This is a genomic window from Hydrogenophaga sp. (genome assembly GCF_031426985.1).
GTDB lineage: Bacteria > Pseudomonadota > Gammaproteobacteria > Burkholderiales > Burkholderiaceae_C > Hydrogenophaga.
Window position 1 is genome coordinate 1 of record NZ_JASJOY010000229.1, and the last position, 24,886, is coordinate 24,886.

At 69.7% G+C, this 24,886-nt stretch carries 23 protein-coding genes and 1 pseudogene; 3 read left to right on the forward strand and 21 right to left on the reverse strand.

The genetic code is table 11. The features are described 5' to 3' along the window. The 3 genes and pseudogenes from RMP09_RS23035 to RMP09_RS23045 all read left to right on the forward strand — a co-directional run. A pseudogene (locus tag RMP09_RS23035) lies at positions 1-252 on the forward strand (sulfate ABC transporter permease subunit CysW); the annotation flags it as partial. A gap of 19 nt (positions 253-271) precedes the next feature. Continuing rightward, on the forward strand, positions 272-1,393 hold the full coding sequence (locus RMP09_RS23040; RefSeq protein ID WP_310568308.1) for a sulfate ABC transporter ATP-binding protein: 1,122 nt from the start codon (positions 272-274) through the stop codon (positions 1,391-1,393). Positions 1,394-1,427: 34 nt separating this feature from the next. Then, positions 1,428-2,360, forward strand: a complete 933-nt coding sequence (locus RMP09_RS23045) for a LysR family transcriptional regulator (RefSeq protein WP_310568309.1) — start codon at positions 1,428-1,430, stop codon at positions 2,358-2,360. 19 nt (positions 2,361-2,379) lie between these two features. Here RMP09_RS23045 and RMP09_RS23050 read toward each other — a convergent pair whose 3' ends face one another. The 21 genes from RMP09_RS23050 to RMP09_RS23150 all read right to left on the reverse strand — a co-directional run bounded on the left by RMP09_RS23050 (position 2,380) and on the right by RMP09_RS23150 (position 24,838). After that, positions 2,380-3,339, reverse strand: coding sequence for an NAD-dependent epimerase/dehydratase family protein (locus RMP09_RS23050; RefSeq protein WP_310568310.1), 960 nt, complete (start codon positions 3,337-3,339; stop codon positions 2,380-2,382). Further along, the gene (locus RMP09_RS23055) at positions 3,339-4,328 is read right to left on the reverse strand and encodes a fumarylacetoacetate hydrolase family protein (RefSeq protein ID WP_310568311.1); all 990 of its coding nucleotides are present in this window, start codon (positions 4,326-4,328) and stop codon (positions 3,339-3,341) included. The genes RMP09_RS23050 and RMP09_RS23055 overlap by 1 nt, the downstream gene beginning before the upstream one ends. A 4-nt stretch (positions 4,329-4,332) precedes the next feature. After that, positions 4,333-4,926 carry a cupin domain-containing protein gene (locus RMP09_RS23060; RefSeq protein ID WP_310568312.1) on the reverse strand — a complete coding sequence of 198 codons (594 nt, stop codon included), beginning with the start codon at positions 4,924-4,926 and terminating at the stop codon, positions 4,333-4,335. 30 nt (positions 4,927-4,956) lie between these two features. Further along, positions 4,957-5,895 (reverse strand): MBL fold metallo-hydrolase, encoded by a 939-nt coding sequence (locus RMP09_RS23065; protein ID WP_310568313.1) that lies wholly within the window; start codon positions 5,893-5,895, stop codon positions 4,957-4,959. A gap of 24 nt (positions 5,896-5,919) precedes the next feature. After that, complete coding sequence (locus RMP09_RS23070) at positions 5,920-6,900, reverse strand: tripartite tricarboxylate transporter substrate binding protein (protein ID WP_310568314.1); 981 nt, start codon at positions 6,898-6,900, stop codon at positions 5,920-5,922. Between the two features lie 14 nt (positions 6,901-6,914). Further along, a complete protein-coding gene (locus tag RMP09_RS23075) occupies positions 6,915-7,715 on the reverse strand; it encodes a cyclase family protein (RefSeq protein WP_310568315.1) in 801 nt (266 codons plus the stop codon). Next, positions 7,712-8,866 carry an MFS transporter gene (locus tag RMP09_RS23080; protein WP_310568316.1) on the reverse strand — a complete coding sequence of 385 codons (1,155 nt, stop codon included), beginning with the start codon at positions 8,864-8,866 and terminating at the stop codon, positions 7,712-7,714. The genes RMP09_RS23075 and RMP09_RS23080 overlap by 4 nt, the downstream gene beginning before the upstream one ends. A gap of 12 nt (positions 8,867-8,878) precedes the next feature. After that, positions 8,879-10,009: an FAD-dependent oxidoreductase gene (locus tag RMP09_RS23085; RefSeq protein ID WP_310568317.1), complete on the reverse strand. Its 1,131-nt coding sequence runs from the start codon at positions 10,007-10,009 to the stop codon at positions 8,879-8,881. Positions 10,010-10,046: 37 nt separating this feature from the next. Next, positions 10,047-10,382, reverse strand: a complete 336-nt coding sequence (locus RMP09_RS23090) for a Rieske (2Fe-2S) protein (protein WP_310568318.1) — start codon at positions 10,380-10,382, stop codon at positions 10,047-10,049. 5 nt (positions 10,383-10,387) lie between these two features. Next, entirely contained in the window at positions 10,388-11,341 is a 954-nt protein-coding gene (locus tag RMP09_RS23095) for a VOC family protein (RefSeq protein ID WP_310568319.1), read from the reverse strand. Positions 11,342-11,367: 26 nt separating this feature from the next. After that, entirely contained in the window at positions 11,368-12,531 is a 1,164-nt protein-coding gene (locus RMP09_RS23100; RefSeq protein WP_310568320.1) for an alpha/beta hydrolase family protein, read from the reverse strand. A 45-nt stretch (positions 12,532-12,576) separates the two neighbouring features. Next, on the reverse strand, positions 12,577-13,572 hold the full coding sequence (locus RMP09_RS23105; RefSeq protein WP_310568321.1) for a universal stress protein: 996 nt from the start codon (positions 13,570-13,572) through the stop codon (positions 12,577-12,579). 12 nt (positions 13,573-13,584) lie between these two features. Continuing rightward, positions 13,585-15,975, reverse strand: a complete 2,391-nt coding sequence (locus RMP09_RS23110; protein ID WP_310568322.1) for an efflux RND transporter permease subunit — start codon at positions 15,973-15,975, stop codon at positions 13,585-13,587. Continuing rightward, a complete protein-coding gene (locus tag RMP09_RS23115; protein WP_310568323.1) occupies positions 15,972-17,006 on the reverse strand; it encodes a hypothetical protein in 1,035 nt (344 codons plus the stop codon). The genes RMP09_RS23110 and RMP09_RS23115 overlap by 4 nt, the downstream gene beginning before the upstream one ends. 12 nt (positions 17,007-17,018) lie before the next feature. Continuing rightward, positions 17,019-18,371, reverse strand: a complete 1,353-nt coding sequence (locus tag RMP09_RS23120) for a DUF1329 domain-containing protein (RefSeq protein ID WP_310568324.1) — start codon at positions 18,369-18,371, stop codon at positions 17,019-17,021. Between the two features lie 13 nt (positions 18,372-18,384). Next, a complete protein-coding gene (locus tag RMP09_RS23125; RefSeq protein ID WP_310568325.1) occupies positions 18,385-20,049 on the reverse strand; it encodes a DUF1302 domain-containing protein in 1,665 nt (554 codons plus the stop codon). Between the two features lie 234 nt (positions 20,050-20,283). After that, on the reverse strand, positions 20,284-20,508 hold the full coding sequence (locus tag RMP09_RS23130) for a hypothetical protein (protein ID WP_310568326.1): 225 nt from the start codon (positions 20,506-20,508) through the stop codon (positions 20,284-20,286). A 144-nt stretch (positions 20,509-20,652) separates the two neighbouring features. After that, on the reverse strand, positions 20,653-21,498 hold the full coding sequence (locus tag RMP09_RS23135; RefSeq protein WP_310568327.1) for a plasmid replication/partition related protein: 846 nt from the start codon (positions 21,496-21,498) through the stop codon (positions 20,653-20,655). Between the two features lie 65 nt (positions 21,499-21,563). Further along, the gene (locus tag RMP09_RS23140) at positions 21,564-23,189 is read right to left on the reverse strand and encodes a gamma-glutamyltransferase family protein (RefSeq protein WP_310568328.1); all 1,626 of its coding nucleotides are present in this window, start codon (positions 23,187-23,189) and stop codon (positions 21,564-21,566) included. A gap of 104 nt (positions 23,190-23,293) precedes the next feature. After that, positions 23,294-23,917, reverse strand: coding sequence for a glutathione S-transferase (locus tag RMP09_RS23145; RefSeq protein WP_310568329.1), 624 nt, complete (start codon positions 23,915-23,917; stop codon positions 23,294-23,296). Between the two features lie 60 nt (positions 23,918-23,977). Beyond that, on the reverse strand, positions 23,978-24,838 hold the full coding sequence (locus RMP09_RS23150) for a helix-turn-helix domain-containing protein (protein WP_310568330.1): 861 nt from the start codon (positions 24,836-24,838) through the stop codon (positions 23,978-23,980). Between the last annotated feature and the right edge of the window lie 48 nt (positions 24,839-24,886).

The following is a 24,886-nucleotide window of genomic DNA, read 5'->3' on the forward strand; positions in this document are numbered from 1 at the left end:
GTGTCGGTGGTCTCGGGCCACATCCGCGGCCAGACCAACACCATGCCGCTGCACATCGAGGTGCTCTACAACGAATACCAGTCGGTCGCTGCCTTCGCCGTGGCCTCGCTGCTGGCCCTGCTGGCCCTGGTCACCCTGGCCATCAAGAGCGTGGTCGAGTGGCGCCACCAGCGCGAGATGAAGGCCATCGCCGAACTGCCGCCCGAGAACCCGAACGCACGCGCCGCGCCAGCCGCCGTGGCCACCGCCTGACCCGAACGAGGACGACAACATGAGCATCCAGATCCGCGACGTCAACAAGCACTTCGGCAGCTTCCACGCGCTGAAGAACCTCAACCTCGACATCGACTCCGGCGAACTGCTGGCCCTGCTGGGCCCCTCGGGCTGCGGCAAGACCACGCTGCTGCGCATCATCGCCGGCCTGGAAACGCCGGACACCGGCAGCATCCACTTCAGCGGCGAAGACACGACCGGCGTGCACGTGCGCGAGCGCAACGTGGGCTTCGTGTTCCAGCACTACGCGCTGTTCCGCCACATGACAGTGTTCGAGAACGTGGCCTTCGGCCTGCGCGTCAAGCCGCGCGGCGAGCGGCCGAGCGAAGCGCAGATCCGTCAGAAGGTGACCGACCTGCTCAAGCTGGTGCAGCTCGACTGGATCGCGGACCGCTACCCCTCACAGCTCTCGGGCGGCCAGCGCCAGCGCATCGCCCTGGCGCGCGCGCTCGCGGTGGAACCCAAGGTGCTGCTGCTCGACGAACCTTTCGGCGCACTCGACGCCCAGGTGCGCAAGGAACTGCGCCGCTGGCTGCGCCGCCTGCACGACGAGCTGCACGTCACGTCCATCTTCGTCACGCACGACCAGGAAGAGGCGCTGGAGGTGGCCGACCGCGTGGTCCTGATGAACCGGGGCGTGGTGGAGCAGGTTGGCTCGCCGCAGGACGTGTGGGACCACCCGGCCAGTCCCTTTGTGTATGGCTTCCTGGGCGACGTGAACCTGTTCCACGGCCGCGCCCACGAAGGCCACATCTTCCTGGGGGAGCACCTGGACGGCGTCGCCATCCAGACGCCCGAACACGCCAGCGCCCAGAACGCCCAGGCCTTTGCCTATGTGCGCCCGCACGACCTCGACGTGCACCGCTATCAGGCGGGCGCCGAACTGGACGCCGCCGGCCGCCCGCAGGGCATCGTGGCCCGGCTGGACCGCGCCATCGTCGTCGGCCCCATCGCGCGCCTGGAGCTGATGCCGGTGGACGCCGCGCGGCGCGAAGGCCACGACCCGCTGATCGAGGCGCAGATCCCGGCGCAGCAGTTCCGTGAACTCGGCTTCCAGGAGGGTGAGACCCTGGTGGTCTCGCCGCGCAAGGCGCGCGTGTTCCTGCAGCCGACCGTCTGATCATCGATACTCGGGCGCTCACCCAGCCCGACCCATGCGATTCAAGAAGCTCGACCTGAACCTGCTGGTGGCGCTCGATGCGCTGCTGACCGAACGCAACGTCACGCGGGCGGGCGAACGCATTTACCTGAGCCAGTCGGCCATGAGCAATGCGCTGTCTCGCCTGCGCCAGTATTTCGACGACGAACTGCTGGTGCCCGTGGGGGGCAAGCTGGAGCTGACCCCACGCGCCGAGGTGCTGCACGAAGCGGTCAAGGACGTGCTGTTGCGCATCGACACCACGGTCGCGGCCCAGCCGGAGTTCGACCCCCGGGCGTCCGATCGCGAGTTCACGATGTTCGTGTCGGACTATTCGATGGAGGTGCTGATTCCGCGCCTGCTGGCGCTGGCCTCGCAGCAGGGCAGCCGCGTCCGCCTGCGCCTCAAGAACCAGGTGGCCCACCCGTATCGCAGCCTGGAGCGGGGCGCCGCCGATCTGCTGATCATCCCGGACATCTTCTGCTCGCCCGACCACCCGCAGGAACGGCTGTTCGAGGACCACTTCGTGTGCGCGGTCTGGCGGGACAGCCCGCTGGCCGAAGGCGAGATGACCCTCGAGCGCTACATGGGCGCCTCGCACGTCGTCATGAACCCCACCGACGACCAGCTGCCGGTGCTGGACCGGTGGTTCACCAACATCCAGGGCCTGGAGCGGCGGATCGCCGTCTCGACCTACAGCTTCGGCTCCATCCCGTTCATGGTCGTGGGCACGGACCTGATCGGCACCGTGCACTCGCGGCTGGTGCGGCGCGTGCTGCCGGCTGTGCCGGTGGTGCTCAAGCCGGTGCCGCTGCCGGCCGTGCACTTCCACCAGGCCATGCAGTGGCACAAGTACCGCACGCGCGACCCCGGTCTGGTGTGGCTGCGCAGCCTGCTGCACGAAGCCGCCGCCCGCATCGACGATCCACTGTACGCCGGCGCGGTCTGACGGCCGCGGTGCGGCCGGCTCAGGCCGGTGCCAGCGAGCGCCGCACCAGGGTCGGCAGGTCGCCGTCGGGCGCGAACCCGGCGGCGGCCGCTGCCGGGGTCTGCAGGGCCGGGAAGCGGCCGAACAGGCGCTCGATGTGCGCGTCTGGCGCCCAGCGCACCAGCGCCTGCGCCGGCGTGCCGAAGACCTGCTCCACGGCGGCCACCAGCCCGGCCATGGCAAAGCGTTGCGTGGGCAGCAGCAGCGCGCGCGATGCCGGCAGGCGGTCGGCGGCGACAACGGCCGCGTGCAGCAGGTTGTCCAGCACGTTGTGGATCGACGAGGCCCAGGTGGTCGCGTCGGGGCCGGTCGGGCAGGTGAAAGCGCGGCCCTGCGAGAGTTCGCGCAGCAGGTCGCTCATGAAGGCCGAGAGCTGGCCGGTGGGCGCGGGCGGGCGGGCCAGCACGCCGGGCAGGCGCAGCGACACGCCATCGGCCCAGCCACGGCGGCTCGCATCGGCCAGGGCGATCTCGCCCATCCATTTCTGCGCGCCGTAGCTCATCTGGGGCGAACACGGTGTGGTGTCGTCCACCATCGCAGGCATGGGCAGGCCATAGACTGCGATGGTGCTGGCGAACACCACGCGCGGCACCGCGCCGCCGGCTTCCACCTGCTGGCGGCTGCGGTCGAACAGGTCCAGCGTGGCGTCGAGGTTGACGCGGCGCGCCAGCGCGGGCTGCGCCTCGGCCGTGCCGCCCGGCACGCTGGCCAGGTGGAACACCACGTCCAGCGGAGCGGCAAAGAGCGCGTCCTGCGTGGCGGCCTGAGACAGATCCCCGGCCACCGCCTGCAGGCGCGCATCACTGGGCAGTCCATCGAGCCGCAGGTCGGTGGCGACCAGTTCGCCCAGCGTCCGCCCGGCGATCTGGCCGTCGGCCAGCAGGCGCCGCACCAGGGCGCCGCCCACGTAGCCGCCGGCGCCGGTGACCAGCACCCGCATCAGGCGCCCCCGGCACGGACCACGCGCTGGTCGATGGCCCCGAATGGGCCATCGCGGCCGTCGTCAAAACGCGCCGCCATGCGCACGTGGTCGCCAAAGGCCATGTAGGGAGTGCGGGCCGCGCCTTCGTCCAGCATCTCGATGGCGCGGCGCTCGGCGATGCAGGACGAACCCACCTCGCGGTAGTCCGGGTTGGACACGGTGCCCGAGCCCACCAGGGTGCCGGGCACCAGGTCGCGGCTGTAGGCGGCGTGGGCCACCAGGTCGTCGAAGCCGAAGGCCATGGCGCCACCGTGCGCGGCGCCAAAGCGCCGCCCGTTCCAGTCCACCTCCAGCCGCATCCGCACCCGGCCGTGCTGCCAGGCGTCGCCCAGTTCGTCGGGCGTGACGGCGATGGGCGCCACGCTGCACGCGGGTTTGGCCTGGATCCAGCCGAAGCCGGTCTTCATTTCCACCGGCGCGATGCGGCGCAGCGACCAGTCGTTGATCAGCACCACCAGGCGGATGTGGGTCGCCGCTTGGGCTTTGGAGGCGCCCATGGGCACGGCGTCGGTGAGCACGCCGAACTCGCCCTCGAAGTCGATGCCGTCCTGCTCGCTGGGCACGGGCACGTCGGCGTGGCCGGGCAGGAAGCGGTCGGACAGGCCCTGGTACATCAGCGGGCGTTCGTCGTAGGCGTGGGGTTCGGTGCCGAACACGGTGGACATCAGGTCGCCGTGCGACTGGAAGGCCGAACCGTCCAGCCACTGCCAGGCGCGCGGCAGCGGGGCCAGCGCCTGCGCCGGGTCGAAGGGGCGGGCGTTTGCGCAGCGGCCGGCGTCCAGGTCCTGGGCCAGCTGGCGCAGGGCGGGTTCGACGCGGGTCCAGTGCTCCAGCGCGGCCTGCAGGGTGGGGGCGATGCCGTCGGCGATCGCGCAGTGCCGCAGGTCGGCCGAGAGCACGGCCAGCTGGCCGTCGGGGGTGCCGTTGGAGAGGGTGCAGAGTTTCATGGCATCAGGAGTGGGTGGTCAGGGTGGGGGCGATGGCCGGGTCGTAGCGCCCGTCGACGAGCACGAACAGCATGCGGCAGGGCCGGCCCGAGCGGTTGGCCCAGGCGTGGTTGGTGCCGCGTTGCACCACCACGCTGCCGGGCTTGAGCAGCACCTCGCCATCGTCGAGCACCAGGGTCATCTCGCCTTCGATCACGATGCCGTAGTCCACGCTCTCGGTGCGGTGCATCAGCGGGTGCGGCGAATGCGCCTGCACGGTCGACGCCTTCTCGTCGCCAATCTGGCTGAACGCCGCCTGCATGTTGGCCGCGCCGTGCGCCAGGAACTCGGCCGTGTCGGGCGGGATGTCGACAAAGCGCATGCGCGTGCCCAGCTGGGGCGGCGGCAGCATCAGCGGGCCCAGCGTCGGGTCGGCGCCGTTGCCCACCGGGGCGGGGGCGCCGGTGGTGCTCCAGACCTCGTGGAACACCGTGCCCGGGATCGCGGCGATCTCGACCACGGTGGGCAGCGGGCCGTTGTGCGCGACGATGGCGTTGCCGTCGGCATCGTGGCCGGTGACGACGCGGTGGATCGCAGGAAATGAGGGGTTCGCATGCATGGGCAGTCCAGGCCTTCGGCAACGGGTTGATCAGAACGACATCAGGTCGCGCGCCACCGTGATCGGGCCGTCGAAGTGTTTGCGGGCCGGATCCAGGTAGACGCTGTCGGGCTCGTCCTTGCCCGGCGTGACATGGTTGAACACCAGCTGTTTCACGCCCGCCGCCTTGGCGATGCGGCCGACGTCCTCGGCGGTGGTGTGTTCGTCCCGCATGTGGCGCATCAGGGCCTGGACCGCCGGCGCCGGCAGCTGGGCCATCATCGACTTCTCGATCAGGTCCAGGTCGATCACCTCGTGGACCATCAGGTCGGCACCCTGGGCCAGGGCCTGCACCTGCGCGCAGTTGCCGGTGTCGCCACTGAAGACGATCACCTTGTCGGGCGTCTGGAAGCGCAGGGAATAGGAATGGTCCAGGCCGCTGTCGCCGGCGCCGCCCTTGCCGAAGTGGCAGTTTTCGGCCGCGGTGACGGTGATCAGGTCGTCGCGGTAGACCTCGCCATTGCCGGCGTAGTCGTGGGCCATGAACAGCTTGTCCGGCGGCGTCATGCCTTTCGAGTCGGCCATGCGGATGCGGGCGTTGGGTTTGAAGTACGCCAGGAAGCCCTGCAGCATGGCTTCGGTGCCGGCGGGGCCGTACACATGGGTGGGCTGGCGGCGGCCGGTGGCCCACTGTTGGCCCATCAGCGTGCCCCAGTCGGCGTTGTGGTCGTCGTGGTTGTGGGTGATGAAGATCTGCCCGACCTTTCGGTGGTCCAGGCCCGCCTTCACCAGCTGCTGGCTCACGCCGTTGCCGGCGTCGATCAGGTAGACCCGGTCTTTGACCACCAGCGCGCTGGCGGGCTGTGAGCGGGTGGCGCTCGGGAAGGGGCCACCCTGCGTGCCCAGGGTGATCACCCGGGTCTGCGCCTGCGCGCCGCCCAGCATCAACAGGCCCAGCGCTGCCGCCGCCATACGGTTCAGAAATGTCATGGTGTGTCTCCTGTTGTTTGAGGTTCAGTCGAGGCTGATCTGGTTGTTGCGGATGACCTGCGACCAGGCCTTGGCGTCGTCGGCCAGGAACTGGTGGAAGCTGGCGGGGTTGCCCGCCACCGGCACCAGGCCGTAGCCGTGCAGGGTCTGGCGGAAGTCGGCCTCGCCGACGATGCTTTGCGCATGCGCGCTGATCGTGGCGACGATGTCGTCTGGCGTGCCTTTGGGCGCGAACACGCCGTGCCACGATTCGCCGACGAAGCCGGGGTAGGTGTCGGCGATGGGCGCAACGTCCTTGAGGGCCTCGACCCGCGTGGCGCTGGAGATGCCCAGCGCGCGCACCTTGCCGCCCTTGATCTGGGCGATGGCGGTGGTGGAGGCGTCGAACGCGGCGTCGATGCGCTGCGCGATCACGTCCGGCACGTAGTAGTCCTTGTAGGGCACGTGCGTCATCTGCACACCGGCTGCGTTGAGCAGCCGTGCCATCACGACGTGCAGGGAGGTGCCGACGCCCGCGCTGGCGTAGGTCAGCTTGCCCGGCGCGGCCTTGGCCGCGGCCACCAGGTCGGCCAGGCTGCGGATCTTCGACTCGGCCGAGACCAGCAGCACGAAGGGAACGGACAGCACGCGCGTGACCGGCATGAAATCGTCCAGGCTGTAGGGCAGCTTCTTGTAGACGAAAGGGTTGATCGAGAAGGTGTTGTTCACCGTCCAGAACAGGCTGTGGCCATCGGGCGCGGCGCCCGCCATGGCCTGCGCCGCGATGATGGTGCCAGCGCCTGGCTTGTTCTCCACCACCACGGGCTGGCCGGCGAGCTTGGCGAAGCGCTCGCCCCACAGCCGCGCAATCACGTCCGGCGAGGTGCCGGCGGGGAAGGGTACGACCAGCTTGACCGGGCGCGAGGGATACCGCGCCTGGGCGCGCACCATGGGGACGGTGGCCAACGCACCGGTGCCGGCGAGGGCGGCCAGCAGCTGGCGGCGTGAGAGGGTGTTCAGCGTCATGGCGGGCTCCGGGGTCAGAGGGTGTCGTCGAAGATGGCCACCGCCCGTGTCCAGCCTGCGGACGCGCCGCGGATCTTGTGCGGGAAGCAGCTGATGGTGAAGCCGGTGGGCGGCAGGGCTTCGAGGTTGTGCAGCTTCTCCAGGTGGCAGTAGCCGATGTCGCGGCCGGCCTTGTGGCCTTCCCAGATCAGGGCCTTGTTGCCGGTCTCGGCCACCTTCTTCGCGGTGTACGAGAACGGCGCGTCCCAGCTCCAGGCGTCGGTGCCGGTCAGGCGCACACCGCGTTCGAGCAGGTACATGGTGGCCTCGTAACCCATGCCGCAACCCGCGCCCAGAAAGTCGTTGTGGCCGTAGCGCGAACCGGCGCGGGTGTTGACCACCACGATGTCCAGCGGCTCCAGCGTGTGGCCGATGCGCGCCAGCTCGGCTTCGACATCGGCCGCGGTGGCCACGTAGCCGTCGGGGAAATGCCGGAAGTCCAGCTTCACGCCGTTCTGGAAGCACCATTCCAGCGGCACCTGGTCGATGGTGATGCTGGGGCGGCTGCCGCCGTTCTTCGCGTCCTGCGTGGAATGGAAATGCCAGGGCGCGTCCAGGTGCGTGCCGTTGTGCGTGGTCAGCGTCACCCACTCGGCCGCGGCGGCTTCGCCGTCGGGGTAGTCCTCGGGCTGGGTGCCCGGGATCATGGCCATGAACTCCGGCAGGGTGTCGGCGTGTTTCTGGTAGGTGATCCTGGGCGCCAGCGGGGGCGGGTCCGAGAGCACGTCGTTTTCCAGGTAGATCGACAGGTCGACAAAGCGGCGTGTGGGTTTCATGTGGCCTCCTGAGCCAGGGGTGTGGTGGGCTGTTCGCGCAGGCGGGACATGCAGAACACGGCCAGGGTGCCGATCAGCAGTGCGACCAGTCCCAGGCTGCCGTAGCCGGCGGTTTTGACCAGCGTGCCCCCCAGCACCGGCCCGATGGCGGCGCCCGCCATCAGCATCGCGGGGGTCGCCGCCATGGCGCGGCCGCTGGGTTCGAGCCGCGCCATCAGCCCGAAGGCGAAGGTGTGGGTGAAGATCATCACGGCGGCGAACACCGAGGCCGCACCGGCGTAGGCGTAGAAGCTGGGCGCGTTCATGATGGTGACGGCCAGCAGCGCCTGGATGACCGGGCCGGCCAGCAGCACGCGGCGCGCGCTCCAGCGCTTTTCCAGCACGGCCGCCAGCGCGGCCGGCAGCAGGTTGACCATGCCCAGCGCCACCAGCACCCCGGTGATGTGGGCCAGGCTGAAGCCGCGGTCGTGGCCCACGCGTTCGAGGAAGCTGAAGGTCATGGACTGCACCAGGGCCATGGCGCTGATGCCCACGATGCCGAACCAGACCACGCGCGGGATGGGGGCTGCGGTGGTGGTGGCGCTGCCGGCCTCGCGCTCGGGTTCGGGAAAGCCGATGGCGCAGACGAGGGCGGCCACCAGCATCACCGCGCCGAACAGGGTGAACAGCATCGCACCGCCAGCCTCTGCGATGAGCTTGGGCGAGGCCCCCAGGAACAGCACGGCGAAGACGCCCAGGCCGATGCCGACCATGGCGAACTTCAGGTGCGGGTTGTGGCTGCGGGCGATGGTGCCGTGGGTGATGCTCAGTGACGCCCCGGCGGCCAGGCCGGCGACCGCGTGCAGCGCCGCCATGGTGGGGTAGTCCTGTGGTTGCGACAGCAGGCCGAAGCAGGCCGCCGCCAGCGCGTACCCGCTGGCCGCGATCCAGCGCCCCTTGAGGTGCTGGAAGCGCGAGGCCAGGAAGACGCTGGAGAGCACCGCGCCGATCAGGAACAGGGTGGCCAGGCCACCGGCCTGCTGGGGGTCGAGCTGGTGGTGCTGGATCAGGGTGCCGACCCAGACGGGCAGGGCGACCAGATCGACCATGCCGGCGCAGTGGGCGACGATCAGGGCCCCCTGGCCCAGGGTGCTGGTGGAACGTGTGTTCATTGCGGGTCGGCCTCAGATCGGCTGCGCCAGGGCCATCAGCGACTCGCGCATGATGCGGCCGTGTTCCTGCTTGTCGCCGCCTTCGATCTCGATGCGGCACAGGGCTTCGCTGTTGCGGATCACCAGCTCGCAGCGCGCAAAACGGCGTGCGTGGAACCGGTCCAGCGCGGTCTGCAGGTCGGCCGTGCTGGACAGCTCCTGGGCCAGCACGATGCCGCTTTCGATGCCGATGCCCGCGCCCGAGGCCAGGTGCGGTGTGGTCGCGGCCACGGTGTCACCGATCAGCACCACGCGGCCCCGGTTCCAGGGCGCGGGCACCAGCAGGTTGGCCAGCGGGCGGTAGTCGATGGCGGCCTCGGCGGCCAGCGCGTGCGGGATCAGGGCCTCGATCAGCGGGTCGGGGAAGCCCTTCATCAGCCCGGCAAACACCTGTGGCCAGGTGGCGGGGTCGATGTGCTCCTTGGTCGGCCGGTCTTCGGTGATGAACATGTACATGTGCGTCTGCGACACCGGGTTGACGCCCACCTTGATGTGATGGCCCAGCCACATGCGCGGGCGGACGATGGCGTCGGGTCTGGGCATCACCGCGCGCCAGACACCCTGGCCGATGTACTCGGGCGCCCTGACCTCGGGGAAGTAGGTCTCGCGCAGTCTGGAATGCACGCCGTCGGCGCCGATCACCAGGTCGTAGCGGCCGGTGCTGCCGTCGTCGAAGCGCACGTCCGCGCCCTCGGCGTCCTGTTCGATCGTGGTCCAGGTGCAGCCCAGGCGCACGTCGACCCCGGCCCGCCGCGTGGCTTGCGCGAGGATGCGCGCCAGCACCGGCCGCATGATGCCGCCGCCACCCGCGACGTTCGACCCCACCGGCGTGGGGGTGGGCAGCTCGGCCACCGTGTGACCGTTGGGCAGGCAGATGTCGACACCGTTGGTCACGCATCCCTGCTCGACCACCTCCTCGTACACCCCCAGCACCTGCAGGGCGCGCAGCGTCGGGCCCCCGATCGTGATGCCCGCGCCCAGTGGGCACCAGTGCGGGTCCTGCTCGACCAGATTCACCGCGACGCCGGCCTTGCGCAGCTCGATGGCCGCCGCCATGCCGGAGAAACCGCCCCCGACCACCAATACCTTGTTCACTGCTGTCATGTCTCCACCTCTTTGTGTTGATGTTTCAAAACTGGTTCTACGCCGCCAGGACCCGCACCTGGCCGTGGTCGTCGACCCGCAGCTCGCGCCGCTGCAGCGACTGTCCCAGGCACGGGCCCTGCACGCACAGCCCGCTGGCCATGTCGAACAGCGCGCCGTGTGCGTGGCACTGCACATGGGTGCTGGCCGCGTTCAGGTGCGCGTGCCGGCGCCAGGCCATGGGCACGCCCATGTGCGGGCACACGTTGGCCCAGGCGTGCAGCCGGCCCTGGTGCCGCAGCACGAACAGGCTGTCCTGCCCCGTCCCCCCGGGGTCGAAGCCGCGCACCTGGCCTTCGGCCAGTTCGGCGGTGTGGAACAGGGGGCGTGTCATGGCGTTCAGGCGTAGTCGCCTTCGTGCGGGGTGCCCGGGCCGGGCATCCACTTGTCGCGGTAGCGCAGCAAAAAGGCCTGCGAAGCGTCGGCGCTCATCGCCACCTCGCGCGCCGTCCAGGCGTTGTCGTGCAGGTCCATGTCCGCGTCCATCTCCACGTGGCAGGCGAACGGGCTGTTGAAGTACCAGAACCAGTTCGAACCGAGCTGGTGGCGGCCCGGGCCCCAGAAGGCCTGGTAGCCCTTGTCGATGAAGCGGTGGCCGTTCTGCAGCACCTCGGTCGGGCCGCTGAAGTGGAAGGTGAAGTGCTCCACGCCCTTCATGAACTCGGGGGCCCCGATCAGGAAATGCGAGTGGTGCTCCAGCGAACCGCCGGGCTGCAGGAAGGGGCCGACACCGGTGAAGCGGTCGGTGCACCGAAAGCCCAGGCGCTTGACGTAGAAGGCTTCTGCCTGGGCCACGTCGGGCACGAAGTAGACGATGTGCGAGAGCGTGCGCGGGCGGATCTGGCCCGCGGCGCCGTTCACACCCAGGTGGTTGGCGGGGCGCTGAAAAGGCGAGCCCGGCACGTTGGCGATTTCGCCGGGCAGGCCCGGGTCGCGCTTGCGCGAGACCTGGAAGCCCAGCGTGAAGCCGGCGTCGTCCATCGATTCGAGGCCACCGTCGGCCAGGCGTTTGACGGCGCGGTCCGTGCCCAGCTCGGCCGCAATCGCGTCCAGTGTGGCGGCGTCGGCCACGCCCAGCACGGTCTTGCGCAGCAGGCAGCCGTTGGGCATGGCCGGGGGCAGGGCGCTGTCGCTGGCCAGGGCCAGTTCGACCGCCGAGCCGTCCAGCGCTTCGTAGCGGCCGCCGGTGGCGTCTTCGCGCACGGCGATCAGGCCGTAGTCCTTGAGGTACTGGGCGCAGCCGGCGAGGTCTTCGACGCCGAAGACCAGGGTTTCGAGTCCGGTGATTTTCATGAGGGGTTCCTTGCTGATGAAGCGGTTCAGGCGGTGCGCGCGCCCAGGGTGGCGGCCACCCAGTCGGCGATGTAATGGCCGGCGTTGATGCTGTTGTCGAAGCTCGCGTGCTGCACGCCGCCCTCGCGGTCGGTGAAGATCTTGAGTTCGCGCTTGGGGCTGTTGACCAGCTGCTCGTAGGTGCGGTGCGCCCACTTCAGCGGGATCTGCGAATCGCGCTCGCCATGGGTGACGAGGAAGGGCACCTTGATCTTCTCGATCACGCCGTCCAGGTGCACGTCTTCGGCGATGCGCATGAAATCTTCGACGTCCTTGGCGCCCCAGACCCAGCAGACATGGGCCCAGTAGTGCGGCACCGGGAAGTCGCCTTCCTTCTCCAGGCGGCGCTTCTGCACGTCTCGCCAGTCGTGGTTGGCGCCCCAGGCCACGCCGCAGGCAAAACGCGGCTCCATGGCCACCGCGCGCGGGCAGTAGTAACCGCCCAGCGACACGCCTTCGCAGCCGATGCGCTGGGGGTCGACCTGCGGGTGCTGTTCCAGCCAGTCCACCACGCGGCTGGCCCAGTGCTCGGCGTCGTAGCGCGCCGTCAGGCCTTGCAGGCGCAGGGCCTCGCCGGTGCCGGGCTGATCGACCATCAGCGAGGACACGCCGCGCTTGGACAGCCACCACGACAGGCCCACCAGGTATTTCATCTCCTTGGTCGAGTCGAGGCCGTTGAGCTGCACCAGCACCGGTGCGCGCTCACCCGGCTGCAGGCCTTCGGCGGGGAAGTACAGCGCCGACAGATGGGAGCCGCCGTAAGGAATCTCGACCCGCTGGACCCGGTCGCGCATCAGGCCGGCACCTTTGTGGAACAGCGCCAGCTCGCGGCGGTACAGGTCCAGGCGACCCGGTGCGTCGTGGGCCTGCAGGCGCTCGGCGGTGATCAGGTAGGCCGCGGCGCGGCGGTACTTTTCCCCGGCGGAGAACAGGCGGCCCCTGGCCTCGTCTTCGGCGGCCAGTTCGCACAGCTGGTCGGCCATCTTCACCCAGGTCTGGCGAAAGGCCTGGGTGCCGGCGGCGTCGGGCGCCTTGGCCGCTTCCTGCAGCGGTGCGCACATGGTTTCGATCTCGCCGATCCGTGCGCCCATCTCGATGGCCAGATTGACCGAGAGGTTCCAGACGTAGTTGGTGGGGAAGTACTTGAACATGGTGGTGGGTGGTGACAGAACAGAGGGGTGGATGAAACGGAGGGCTCAGCCCCGGCGGGCCAGGTCGAGCAGACGGGAGGCGAGGCGGTCGAACGAGCCGCCGTCGCCCAGGCGCGGATCGGCGTTGGCTTCGAAGGCGTCGGCAATGGCGCGCCAGTCCGCCGGCAACAGGTGCTCGCTGGCGGCGGGCAGCACGACCTTTTCTTCGTGGTCCATGTGGCGCCACTGCTGCTGCGCGAAGGCCTGCACCTGCGCCGCGAAGCCCGCCGCGTCGCCGGCCTTCAGGCGGCCTTGCAAGGCGGTGAAGGTGGCCGTGCCCTGTGCGTGCTGGGCTTGCAGCTCGGCCAGCAGCCCGTCGAAGGCCGGGGTGCGCTGGCGCAGGCGTGCAAACAGCTGGGACTCTTCCTTGGGGTGGTGCAGGCGCTCGGGAAACTGCTCGATGTAGAACAGCATCGCGCTCAGCAGGGCCGGGTCCTGCGCCGCGGCCGGGCGCTGCACCTCGGCCAGCAGGGCGTTTAGCACGGCCGCCAGCGAGCGGTGCTCTTCGCGCAGCACGGCCAGTGCCCGCTGTTCGTCGCTGCGTTCGGTCAGGTGGGTTTCCACCGCCATCACCAGCACCGGCAGGCCGGCCGTCTCCAGCACCTGGCGCGTGACCGAACCGATGAGCGCCGCCTTCAAGCCCTTGCGCCGGCCGTGCGACGCCAGCGCGATCAGGTCGGCTCCCTGGGCGTGCGCCGCCTGCACGATGGCTTCGGCCGGCCGGCTGCTGGTGACCACCAGGGCCTCGGCCGGCACGCCCGCGGCGCGCGCCGCTGCCTCGGCCCGGGCCACCAGGATGCGGGCGTTGCCCGAGGCCGCCTGGTCAAACAGGGCGGGCGAGAGCGCGTGCAGCAGCGCACCGTCGCCCTGGCTGCTCAGGTCGCCACGCACGTGCAGAAAGCTGATGCGGGCGGCGGTGGCCTTGGCGTAGCCCACGGCGCGCTCGGTCAGCACGGCGGCCAGCGGACTCGCGTCCAGGGGAACCAGCAGGTGTTGGTACATGGTGGTCTCCCTTCAGCGAATGGCCGGTTGTGCACCGAAGGCTTCGGCCACCAGGTCTGGTGCCGCGGTCCGGGGCTTGAGCAGGAAATGCGCGAGCGCGGGCAGCAGCACCAGGGCGCCGAGCATGTTCCACAGGAACATGAAGGCCAGCAGCAAGCCCATGTCGGCCTGGAACTTGATGGGCGAAGCCACCCAGGTGATGACGCCCACGGCCAGCGTGATGCCGGTGAGCATCACCACCTTGCCGGTGAACAGCAGCGCGCGGTAGTAGGCGTCGGACAGGCTCTTGCCTTCGCGCAGCTGGGCCAGCGTGATGGACAGGATGTAGAGCGCGTAGTCCACGCCGATGCCCACGCCCAGCGCGATCACCGGCAGCGTGGCCACCTTCACGCCCATGCCCAGGGCGACCATCAAAGCCTCGGCCAGGAACGAGGTCACCACCAGCGGCAGCACCGCCACCACCACCGCGCGCCAGGAGCGGAAGGTGATGAAGCACAGCAGCACCACGGCGCCGTAGACCAGCAGCAGCATGGTGCGCCACGCGTCCTTGACGACAATGTTGGTGGCCGCCTCGATGCCGGCCGAGCCGGCGGCCAGCAGGAACTGCGTGTCGGCGGTGTTGTTGACCCGGGCGAAGGCTTCAACATGGTCCACCACTTGGCCGAGCGTGGCGGCCTTGTGGTCGCGCAGGTAGACGTAGACCGTGAGCAGGCCGCAGGCGTCGTTGTAGAGCCCGCGCGGCGCGCCGGCCGTCACCGTGTTGAGCATGTCCTGGTTGGGCAGGAACTCGTACCAGCGCGGGTTGCCTTCGTTCAGGCCCGAGAGCACGCGACGGTTGAGCAGCGCCAGCGTGTTGGTGCTTTCCACGCCGTCGATCTGGCGCAGCTCCCATTCCAGTGCGTCGACCTTGTTGAGCGTGTCGTAGGCCGAGCACTGGCCTTCGGGCGTCTTGACCATCACGGCCAGCACGTCGCTGCCGGCGCCGTAGGCCGCGTTCATGAAGGCCACGTCGCGGTTGTAGCGGCTGTCGGCGCGCAGCTCGGGCGCGCCCGGGTCCAGGTCGCCGATCTGCAGCTGCGTGCTGGCCGCGAAGCCGCCCAGCCCCATCAACAGCCCGGCCACCACGGCCCCCGTGGCCCAGGGGCGCCGGGTGAAACGGTCGAGAAAGGCCCACATCGGGTGCTTGTCGGCGCCCGCCGCGTCGGCCTGTTCCGAACGCAGGCTGCGCGCCGCGGCGCTCGCGCTCACGCCGGTGTAGCTCAGCAGAATCGGCAGCAGGATCAGGTTGGTGAAGATCAGCACCGCCACGCCGAGGGACGCCGCGATGGCCAGCTCGCGGATGACCTGGATGTCAATCACCAGCAGCACCGCAAAACCCACCGCGTCGGCCAGCAGGGCCGTGAGCCCGGCCAGGAACAGGCGGCGGAAGGTGAAGCGCGCGGCCACCAGCTGGTCCACGCCGCGGCCCACGTCCTGCATGATGCCGTTCATCTTCTGCGCGCCGTGGCTCATGCCGATGGCGAACACCAGGAAGGGCACGAGGATGGAGTACGGGTCCAGCGCATAGCCCAGCAGCGGCAGCAGGCCCAGCTGCCAGACCACCGCGATCAGCGAGGCCAGCACCACCAGCAGCGTCGAGCGCACGCAGCGCGTGTACCAGAACACCATGGCGGTGGCGATGGCCACGGCGATGGCGAAGAACACCAGCACCGCTTTCACGCCATCGATCAGGTCGCCCACGATCTTGGCGAAGCCGGTGATGTGCAGCGCAACGCCTTCGGCTTCGTACTTCGCACGCAGGCCGTCCAGCCGGGCGGACAGCTGGGCGTAGTCGATGGCCCGGCCCTCGGCGTCCTTGGCCAGCAGCGGCACGAAGATCACCGACGACTGTGCATCGCGCGCCACGGTCTGGCCGATTTCGCCCGAGCGCGCCACGTTGGCGGCCAGCTCTTGCAGCTTGGCCGGCGAACCGTCGAAGCCATCGGGAATCACCGGCCCGCCTTCCAGACCGTCTTCGGTCACGCCGACCCAGCGGGTGGTGGGTGTCCAGAGCGACTTCATGCGCGCGCGGTCCACACCGGGCAGCAGGAACACCTCGTCGGAGAGGCGGCGCAGGGTGTCGAGGTGCTTCGCGTCGTAGATGCTGCCTTTTGATGGCGCCACCGCGATGCGCACCGCATTGCCCAGGCCGCTCAGTTCGGCCTGCTGCGCGAGGTAGTTCTGGATGTAGGGGTGGCTGGTGGGGATGGTCTTCTCGAAGCTGGCGTTGAGCTGCAGGCGCGTGGCCTGCCAGCCCAGCAGCAGCGTGACCAGGGCGCACAGCAGCACGACCACGGCGCGGTGGTTGAACAGCGCGCGCTCGATCAGCGAGCCCGAGCGGGGGTCGAAAGCGCGGGCGTTCATGGCCGTGCCTCCGGTGCCGCGACCGGCACCACGCCGGCCACGCCCAGCGACAGCAAGGGCCCGCCGCGCAGCGGCAGCAGGGCCGAGGGCATGGGCACGGGGGCCGCCTTCAGCGGGGCCAGGGTCTCGCCCGCCAGCCGCAACACCACGCCGGCCTGGCTGGCCAGCAGCAGGCCGCCTTCGGGTGCCACCGCCATGGCGGTGATGGTCGCGGGCACCGGCGAGGGCAGGGCGGTCCATTGCGCGCCACGGTCGCCCGAGCGCCACACCTGGCCGCGCAGACCGCCCACCACAAAGTGGCCGCTGACCTGGATCTCGGCCGCAAACCAGCTGCCCTTGTAGGGGGTGGTCAAGGGCTCAAAGTGCTGGCCGCCGTCGTCCGAACGGGCCAGCAGGCCCTGCTCGCCGGCGAGCAGCAGCGTGTCGCCCACGCGGCGCGCGGCGTACCAGTGCAGGGCTTTGGGATTGGGCAGGCGGTCCATCCAGGGCGCCCAGCTCACGCCGCCGTCGGCGCTGTAGAAGGCCAGCCCGTAAGCGCCCACGGCCAGCAGGCGCTTAGCGTCCCACAGCAGCACGTCCAGAAACGGCTTGTCCGGGCCGTCGGCGATCAGGCGCTCGGCGTCCTGCTGGGCGGCGGGTGTGGCCGCGGCGGCCTTGGCCACCGCGGCCAGGCGCCGACCATCCAGCCGCAGCGTCCAGCTCGCCCCTGCGTCGGCGGTGGTCAGCACCGTGCCGCCGTGGCCCACGGCCACGCCGTTCGACGCGTCGGCAAAGCGCACCGTGGTCAGCGTCACGCTGACCGGCGACGGCGCCTGCCGCCAGCTGGCGCCGCGGTCGTCGCTCAGGACCACCAGGCCCCGCTCGCCCACCGCGACGATGCGCTGGCCCGCCTCGGCCGCCGACAGCAGCACGCTGCGCTGCGGCGCCTTGACGCTCAGCGCCGGGCGCAGCAGGGCATCGCCCACCGGGGCGGCGGCGCAGGTCACCCCGGCCGCGGCGAGCGCCGCAGCCATGAAGATCGGAACACGCATCGGGTGGCCTCTTCAGCGCACGCCTTCGCCGGCCATGGCGTCGGGTGTGAAGAAACTCTCGTTCCGGCGCGGCACGATCTTGTAGTGCTGGTTGCGTTCGTTGACCACGCCGCTGGCGTACCAGGCGCCCGAGATCAGGTCGTTGAAGCCCCACTGCTGTTGCGGCGTGGTGGCCGGCAGGTCGGGCATGACCACCGGGTGCGACCACACGGTCTTCCAGAGCTGGCCCTTGGCGTCCCAGCGGTCACCCAGCACGGCCACCCAGGTGTCTTCGTCCACGTAGTAGCGGCTCTTGGGCGCCTGGTGGCGCTGGCCGGCCTTGAGCGTGGCCTCCACCACGTAGACGCGGTGCAGCTCCCAGCGCACGTGGTCCGGGTTCAGGTGGTTGGCCAGCAGCACATCGCTGTCTTTGGCAGGCGTGTGCAGGCGGTTGCTGTTGTAGGGGATCAGCATCTCCTGCTTGCCCACGATCTTCCAGTCGAAGCGGTCACCGCGGCCGCCGAAGACGTCGACTTCGTCGAAGCTGGCGACCCCGGCGCTGGCCGGCGTGGGGGTGTCGCAGCAGGCGTTGGGCAGCTTGCGCACGCGGCGCTGGCCGGTCAGGTAGACCCACGAAGCGGTCTTGTCCTGGTCCAGGTTCTGGCGGCCGGTGACGGCTTCACCCGCGCGCACCGGCGGGCCGCTGTTGACCAGGCGGATCTGCCAGTGCTCGCCGTTGAAACTGGCGGCCTCACCGTTGGCGTAGTAGGGCATCTGGAAGTCGCCCCGGCCCTCGACCGAGAGCACGCGCTGGCCGCTGGCGGTTCCCAGGTAGCCGCGGAAGTCGGCCTGCCAGGCCTCGCCACGCCAGTGCAGTTCGTGGTTGGCCATGACCTCTTCGCCGTTCTTGGGAATGGGGAAGGGGATGCCGCCGAAGGCGCCCTTGACCACCTCGTTTTCGATCTTGGCGTTGGTGGCGTTCTTGAACGTGTTGTCGTACACCCATTGCGGCGCGGCCGCGGTGCGGTGGGTCTTGTAGACGTCGATGCGGAAGGTCTGCGGGTACTTCTTGAGCAGCGCCACGGTGCCTTCGGTCAGCTTGCTGGCGTGTTCGGCCAGGTTGGCGGACGTGACGCTGTAGAGCGGCTTTTCGTTCGCAAACGGATCGCCGCGGCGGCCGCCGTTCTTGAAGCCGGGGATGGCGGTGGTGTAGCCGCCGGTCCAGGCCGGGATGCTGCCGTCTTTGTTGCCGGCGCGTTCGCCGCCGAGCGGGGTGAGGTCGGTCTTCAGGCGGGCGGCTTCCTGCGCGGTCACGCCGGCCTGGGCGCCAGAGGTTGCGACCAGGGGCAGCAGCAGCGCGGCGGCCCAGAGGGTGGTGTGTTTCATGGGGGGTCCTCGATCAGAAGGTGGTGCGCAGCGACACCGTCAGGTAGTTGCGGTCTTTGAGCGACTGCTGGAAAACCGCGTTGTTGTTGGCGTCCACCGTGGGGGCGGCCTTGCCCAGGTAATGCACGTAGTTCACGCCCAGGTTCCAGGCCCCGAGGTAGACCGCGTTCAGGCCCAGGCTCAGGTCACCACCGCCGTCCACACCAAAGCCCGGGCCGATGGCCGAGGACTTGCCTTTGGTGTAGCCCAGGCCGATGGAGGGCGAGAGGTCCAGGCCCGGCAGCACCTGGCGGTAGCTGGGCGAAAACACCATGCGGGTGGCCACGGCCGACTTGTCGGCATTGGGGTTGAGCATGTGGGCGTTGCGGGTGACTTTCAGCCGCGTGTTCCACGCCACCTCGCCCACGAACGACGCTTCATTCGACAGGAACGAGGGCCCGAGCGACGCGATCCACGAGAGCTGTGCGTGCGCCGTTTCGCCCACGGCGTAACCGGGGTTGCTGTTGTTGTTCAGCCCGGCGTTGACGCCGATGTTGGCCAGCGTGGACTGGCCCGAACTGGCCAGCGGCGTGTTCTGGCGCACCGACACCTCACCCGCCAGGCCCCATTCCCCGATCGACTTGGCGAAGCTGGCGCCATAGGCGCGCACGCCCTCGTGGTAGAGCCAGCGGTAGCTGCTGGGCGTGAGCGCGGGCGGGAAGCCGGTGAGCACCGTGTTGACGTTGCTGGGCGTGGTGGCGTGGTAGCGGATCGCGTAGAGGCCGAAGTCGGTGTCGATCGACGGTGCGCGCCAGCGCAGTTGCACGCCGCCCTGGCCGCTGTCCTTCGCGTCCAGATCGGGCTGGCGCTCAAAGGAGGCGGTCGGCCCGGCCAGGATGCGTTCGGCGCCCGGGCCCATCGAGTCGCTGGATGAGAGGTAGGCCCCCGCCGGCATCAGCCGGGTCTTGTCCCACTCGTAGGCCAGGTAGGCGGCCACCGACACATCGGGCGTGAGCTGCACCTGGCCCGAAACCTTGCCGGTGGGGCGCGCCACTTCCTTGAAGGTGGCGTTGGGCACCGACAGCAGCTTGGTCAGGTCCAGCGGCGCCTGGCCGCCCGCGATGCCGTTGGCACCGAAGAACAGGCTCTCGCCCCACAGCAGGGTGTGACGCCCGGCGCGCACCGAGGCGCGGCGCTCGCCGATCTCGAAGTTGCTGTACACGAACGCGTCCAGCAGCTCGACCTTGCGGCCCATCAGGTCGCGCGTCTCGGTGGCGAAGGCCTGGCCGGGCCGGTGGTTGGCGGTGAAGCCGGCGTTGTCGGTGGAGCGGTTGTAGACGCTGTCGTACCAGGCGGCGCCACTGACCCGCGCGCCGTAGCTCGGGCCGGTCAGGTCGATCTCGGTCAGCAGATCGAGCCGGCTGGACACCAGACCTTTCTTGAAGTTGTTGTCGCCGTCGTCCTGGTTGACGGTCAGCGGCGGCTGGGCGGACAGCGTGGGCGACGCGTCCTTCAGGCGCTGCATCAGGCTGACCTTGACCGTGTTGTCCCAGCGCAGTTTCCAGTCCGGGTTGCCGGTGTCGATCTCGATCGCGACCGCCGACTGCGCGGCCAGCACGCCGATCACCAGTGAACAGAGTGTGCGAAGCCGGCCGGGCGGCAGCGCAGGGGCTGCCCCGACATGAAGTCGAACTTTCATGGGTTGTCTCCGAAGTTGTTGTGCTCGTCATCCGGCCCGGCGCGGGGGCCTGGCTCGGATGAGGCGCAACTCTACGGAGACGGTCGGTATCCGGGAAATGGATTGTGCGGATTCAACGAATCGATGACATCAATATCAGGGCAAACCCGGGCCCTGGTGCGCATCAGGGGTGCCCCCCCCGCAGCGCCCAAAAAAAACCACCCGGCGGGGTGGTTTTTTGGGGGCGGCGTGCGGTTACAGCGGATTGCAGCCGCAGACGTCGGAGTTCGGCGAGGCCGGGGTGCCCCAGATCTGGTGGGCGGCGCCGGGACGCACGTTGTTCTCGGCACGGTTGTGGGGCAGCGAGCCACCGGGGGCGTCGTCGTCGAGGTTGCCCCAACCGTTGTCGCGGTGGCAGTTCTCGCCGTCCGATTGGCCGCCGGCCACTGCGAAGAGCTCTTGGGATGTCAGTGTGCGCATGTGGTGTCTCCAGTTTGGACTGCAACAAAAGGTATTGCATTGGTGAGAAATTGTAGTTCTTATGAACTGGTTCTGGACGCGAGACGCACCCGGCCGACCGGCAAACGGCCCGCCGGCGTGTGGCTTGTCACGCTCGGCGGCGTCTCAGACCAGCTGCGCGCTCAGCGTCTGCACCTGCTGGCGCAGCTCGGCGTTTTCGGCTTCCAGCTGGGCCACGCGCTGGCGCAGGGTGTGCACCTCGTCGCTGGCCGGGGTGTCGGCCGGTGCCTGTTGCTCGGCGGGGGCGGCCTCTTCGTCGCGCGGTTTGCGGCGCGCTTCGCGCACCCGCTTGGCGGCCTGTTTGAGTTCGTCCTTGCCGGCCAGGGCGGCGGCGCGCTGTTCGTCTTCAGGCAGCGTGGCCACCACGGCGGCCGCGTTGAGCGAAATGTCGCCCGAGCGCACGGCGGCCACCACCTCGGGCGTGGCCTGCTTCTGGATCTTCTCGATCATGCCCACCTGGCTGCTGCTCAGGCGCGCGGCGCGGGCAATGTCTTCGCGGCTTTGCAGGGGCTTGGGTTCGAGCACGGCGGCCAGGGCCGCGGAGGGGGCATCGCCTTCCCACGGGGCGTCGCCCGTTGGTGCTTCGGGCACCGGCTCGGTGGCCTTCTGGGCGTGGGCCTTGGCGCGCCGCTCGGCCACGATCTCGCGTTTGCGCAGCGCCAGCACGCCGCGCTGGTAGTCCGACACGCTGCGCCGGCCCAGGTGCTGGTCGATCATCCACAGGTGCACGTCTTCCATCGACTGGAAGTTCGGGTTCTGCACCGTCTGGAACGGCAGGCCGTGTTTCTGGCAGATGCCGTGGCGGTTGTGCCCGTCCACCAGGATGTCACCCCAGAGCACCAGCGCGTCGCGGCAGCCTTCGGCCAGCAGGCTGCGTTCCAGCGCGTCGTGCTCATCGGGCGTGAGCGGGTCGATGTAGGCCTTGAGTTCTTCCAGGACGACGATGTTCACGGTGCGCGCTTCCTCGGGCAAAAGGGCGCGATTGTAGAGGCCCGCGTGGCGGGCCTGGCGCCAGTTCAGAAGCCCACGGCCTGGCCGTCGCGCCGCGGGTCGCTGGCGGCCACATAGCCCTCGGCGCCGGGGTCGCCGAGCCGCCAGATGAACTGGCCGGCGCCGAAGTCCTGGTAGGGGTCGTCGATGCTGCGGGTCTGGTGGCCCAGCGCCTGCAGGCCCTGCACCGTGGCCGGGTCCATCACCGACTCGACGTTGATGTGCAGTCCGGCGTCGAAGCGCCAGCGCGGCGCGTCGCAGGCCGCCTGCAGGCCCTGGCCGTGATCGAGCAGGCGCACCAGCGTCTGCACGTGGCCCTGCGGCTGCATGTTGGCGCCCATCACGCCGTAGCTCATCACCGGCTGGCCGTCTTTGGTGAGGAAGGCGGGGACGATGGTGTGGAAGGGCCGCTTGCCCGGTGCCACCAGGTTGGCCGTGTTGCGGCCCGGGCCGGTGTTCAGGTTGAAGCCGTGGCCGCGGTTCTGCAGGCTGATGCCAAACGTCGGCTCGACCGTGCCGGAGCCAAAGCCCATGTAGTTGCTCTGGATGAAGCTGACCATCATCCCGTTCTCGTCGGCGGTGCTGAGGTACACCGTGCCGCCCTTGGCGGGGTTGCCGGCACCGAAGTCCTGCGCTTTGTTCATGTCGATCAGTGCGGCGCGCTGCTTCAGGTAGGCCGGGTCCAGCATCTGCGCGGCCGTCAGGTCCATCGCGCCGGGTTCGGCGACATACCGGTACACATCGGCAAAGGCCAGCTTCATCGCCTCGATCTGCAGATGCTGGGCGGCCACGCTGTCGACCTTCAGGGCGGCCAGGTCGAAGTTCGAGAGGATGCCCAGCGCGATCAGCGCCGCAATGCCCTGGCCATTGGGCGGGATCTCGTGCAGCGTGTAACCCCGGTAGTCCTGGCCGATCGGTTCGACCCACTCGGGCCGGTAGGCGGCGAGGTCGGCTTCGGTCAGCGCGCCGCCGTGCTGTGTCGCGAAGCGCGCCAGCGCCTGCGCGATGGGGCCGCGGTAGAAGGCCTCGCCCTTGCTGTCGGCAATGGCGCGCAGGCCGCGCGCCGCGGCCGGAAAGCGGAACAGCTCGCCCAGCTGCGGTGCGCGGCCCCAGGGCAGGAAGGCGTCGGCAAAGCCCGGCAGCGATTGCAGCTCGGGCGTGGCGGCGGCCCACTTCTGCCGCACCACCACCGGCACCGCGTAACCGCGCTCGGCCAGCTCGATCGCGGGCTGCATCAGGTCGGCGAACGGCAACTTGCCAAAGCGCTCGCTCAGCGCCACCCAGCCCGCCACGGCGCCGGGCACGGTCACCGCGTCCAGCCCGCGTTTGGGCGGCGTCAGCGCGTCGGCGCCGTGTTTGCGGTGGAAGTAGCCGGGTGTCCAGGCCATGGGCGCCGGGCCGCTGGCGTTCAGGCCGTGCAGGCGCTGCCCGTCCCAGAGGATGCAGAACGCATCCGAACCCAGGCCGTTGCTGACCGGCTCGGTGATGGTCAGCGCCGCGGCGGCGGCGATCGCCGCGTCCACCGCGTTGCCGCCGGCCAGCAGCATGCGCAACCCGGCCTGCGCGGCCAGCGGGTGCGAGGTGCTGACGACGTTGCGCGCGAACAGCGGCAGGCGGGTGCTGGGGTAGGGGTTGGCGTGCTGGAGGTTCATGGTCGTGTGTCGTCAACGGGCCGTGCCCGTGGGTTCACGGGATGGCCCTTCGTGCTGCGCACTGCGGGGCGAGCGCCCTGCGCAACGGCCGGCCGGGCGGGCGCTCATGCGTAGTCGTATTCGCCGCCCTTCGCCAGGGCCGCCTGGTAGGCCGGCCGGGCGTGGATCTTCTGCAGCCAGGCCATGGTGGCGGGGCGCGACGGGCCCAGGCCGGCGCGCGAGACCGCGGCTTCGAGCGGGAAGCTCATCATGATGTCGGCGGCCGTCATGGCCTTGCCGGCGAACCAGGGGCGCGAGGCCAGTTCGTGCTCGATGTAGTCCAGGTGCACGTCCACCATGGGCTGCACCTTCCCGACCGCGATCCGGCCCACCAGCGGCACTTTGGACATGGCCAGCATGAGCAGCAGCGTGGGCATGACCGAGCCTTCGGCGTAGTGCAGGAACTGGCGGTAGCGGCGCAGGCCCTCGCCCTGGTCGGTCGGGCCGAGGCGGCCGGTCTTGTCGACCAGGTATTCGCAGATGGCGCCGGTTTCCACCAGCTTGAGCTTGCCGTCTTCGAGCACGGGGGACTTGCCCAGCGGATGCACCGCTTTCAGTTCGGGCGGGGCGAGCATGGTGCGCCGGTCGCGCTCGTAGAAATGGATCTTGTAGGGCAGTTCCAGCTCTTCGAGCATCCAGAGCAGGCGCTGCGAGCGGGAGTTGTTCAGGTGGTGGACGATGAGGGCCATGGTCGCGTCGTGTGGGGAGTGATGCGCCGGATTGTGGCGGCTGGGCCAGAAATCTGCAGCCTACGTGCTTGGCCGGGGGGGGTGCGGGGTGGGGGCCGGCTGCGCCAGCAGGCGCGCTCTGGAGAGCGCCCGCGACAGCGCCGAGACATTGCCATACCCCGCGGCCCGCGCCGCCTCTTTGAGACCTTTGCCCAGCTCGACCGCGCGCTGGGCCGTGGCGAGCCGGATCGCCGAGAGGTACTTGCCAGGCGTTCGTTGCATCACCTGCCGGAACGCCGAGGCGAAGGCGGTGCGCGACATGCCGGCTTCGTCGGCCAGGCGCTCCAGCGACCAGTCGGCCCCGGGGCGCTGGTGCATGGCCACCAGGGCCCGGGCGATTCGCGGGTCTGCCAGACCGTTGAAGAGCCCCGCCCCATTCGGGCTCGGGTGGGCGACCAGGTAGCGGAGCAGGCCGATGAACAGAATGTCGCCCGCCCGGTTGAGCAGGGCGGGCTGGCCGCAGCGGGGAGCGTCCAGCTCCAGTTCGATCATGCTCATGGCCAGGCGCACCGCCGGCTCGTCGTCCACCAGCGACAGCACGCGGGGCTGCACGAACGCCTCCAGAAACAGCGGTGCCACCGGACCGGGCAGGTGGGTGTGGGCACAGATCAGGCGGCCCTGGTCCGGCGGGGGAAGGTCTTCCAGGCTGTGCGCTTGCCGGGCCCGCAAAGCGACCAGCGCCGGGCCGTGGACCACCGCCGACCCGCCCGCCCAGCGCAGGCGCATGGAACCCCCGCTCAACAGGTACACGGTCAGGTCCCGTTCGGTGGGTGGGCCCGATCGAACAGGGGCGCCGACCGGATCGTCGGCGGCGGTGAGCGACACCACCGGCGCCAGGCCGTCGAGCAAGGCAGAAAGCCGGTCCAGTCGTGGTGGGTTCATGTGTACGAAATGCAATGAAAACGGATTTTTTGGTTGCCCATAGTTCAT

Excerpts from the sequence above, each read along its gene's own strand:
- RMP09_RS23040 (WP_310568308.1), top strand. The coding sequence starts at position 272 with ATGAGCATCCAGATCCGCGACGTCAACAAGCACTTCGGCAGCTTCCAC.
- RMP09_RS23045 (WP_310568309.1), top strand. The coding sequence starts at position 1,428 with ATGCGATTCAAGAAGCTCGACCTGAACCTGCTGGTGGCGCTCGATGCG.
- RMP09_RS23050 (WP_310568310.1), bottom strand. The coding sequence starts at position 3,339 with ATGCGGGTGCTGGTCACCGGCGCCGGCGGCTACGTGGGCGGCGCCCTG.
- RMP09_RS23055 (WP_310568311.1), bottom strand. The coding sequence starts at position 4,328 with ATGAAACTCTGCACCCTCTCCAACGGCACCCCCGACGGCCAGCTGGCC.
- RMP09_RS23060 (WP_310568312.1), bottom strand. The coding sequence starts at position 4,926 with ATGCATGCGAACCCCTCATTTCCTGCGATCCACCGCGTCGTCACCGGC.
- RMP09_RS23065 (WP_310568313.1), bottom strand. The coding sequence starts at position 5,895 with ATGACATTTCTGAACCGTATGGCGGCGGCAGCGCTGGGCCTGTTGATG.
- RMP09_RS23070 (WP_310568314.1), bottom strand. The coding sequence starts at position 6,900 with ATGACGCTGAACACCCTCTCACGCCGCCAGCTGCTGGCCGCCCTCGCC.
- RMP09_RS23075 (WP_310568315.1), bottom strand. The coding sequence starts at position 7,715 with ATGAAACCCACACGCCGCTTTGTCGACCTGTCGATCTACCTGGAAAAC.
- RMP09_RS23080 (WP_310568316.1), bottom strand. The coding sequence starts at position 8,866 with ATGAACACACGTTCCACCAGCACCCTGGGCCAGGGGGCCCTGATCGTC.
- RMP09_RS23085 (WP_310568317.1), bottom strand. The coding sequence starts at position 10,009 with ATGACAGCAGTGAACAAGGTATTGGTGGTCGGGGGCGGTTTCTCCGGC.
- RMP09_RS23090 (WP_310568318.1), bottom strand. The coding sequence starts at position 10,382 with ATGACACGCCCCCTGTTCCACACCGCCGAACTGGCCGAAGGCCAGGTG.
- RMP09_RS23095 (WP_310568319.1), bottom strand. The coding sequence starts at position 11,341 with ATGAAAATCACCGGACTCGAAACCCTGGTCTTCGGCGTCGAAGACCTC.
- RMP09_RS23100 (WP_310568320.1), bottom strand. The coding sequence starts at position 12,531 with ATGTTCAAGTACTTCCCCACCAACTACGTCTGGAACCTCTCGGTCAAT.
- RMP09_RS23105 (WP_310568321.1), bottom strand. The coding sequence starts at position 13,572 with ATGTACCAACACCTGCTGGTTCCCCTGGACGCGAGTCCGCTGGCCGCC.
- RMP09_RS23110 (WP_310568322.1), bottom strand. The coding sequence starts at position 15,975 with ATGAACGCCCGCGCTTTCGACCCCCGCTCGGGCTCGCTGATCGAGCGC.
- RMP09_RS23115 (WP_310568323.1), bottom strand. The coding sequence starts at position 17,006 with ATGCGTGTTCCGATCTTCATGGCTGCGGCGCTCGCCGCGGCCGGGGTG.
- RMP09_RS23120 (WP_310568324.1), bottom strand. The coding sequence starts at position 18,371 with ATGAAACACACCACCCTCTGGGCCGCCGCGCTGCTGCTGCCCCTGGTC.
- RMP09_RS23125 (WP_310568325.1), bottom strand. The coding sequence starts at position 20,049 with ATGAAAGTTCGACTTCATGTCGGGGCAGCCCCTGCGCTGCCGCCCGGC.
- RMP09_RS23130 (WP_310568326.1), bottom strand. The coding sequence starts at position 20,508 with ATGCGCACACTGACATCCCAAGAGCTCTTCGCAGTGGCCGGCGGCCAA.
- RMP09_RS23140 (WP_310568328.1), bottom strand. The coding sequence starts at position 23,189 with ATGAACCTCCAGCACGCCAACCCCTACCCCAGCACCCGCCTGCCGCTG.
- RMP09_RS23145 (WP_310568329.1), bottom strand. The coding sequence starts at position 23,917 with ATGGCCCTCATCGTCCACCACCTGAACAACTCCCGCTCGCAGCGCCTG.
- RMP09_RS23150 (WP_310568330.1), bottom strand. The coding sequence starts at position 24,838 with ATGAACCCACCACGACTGGACCGGCTTTCTGCCTTGCTCGACGGCCTG.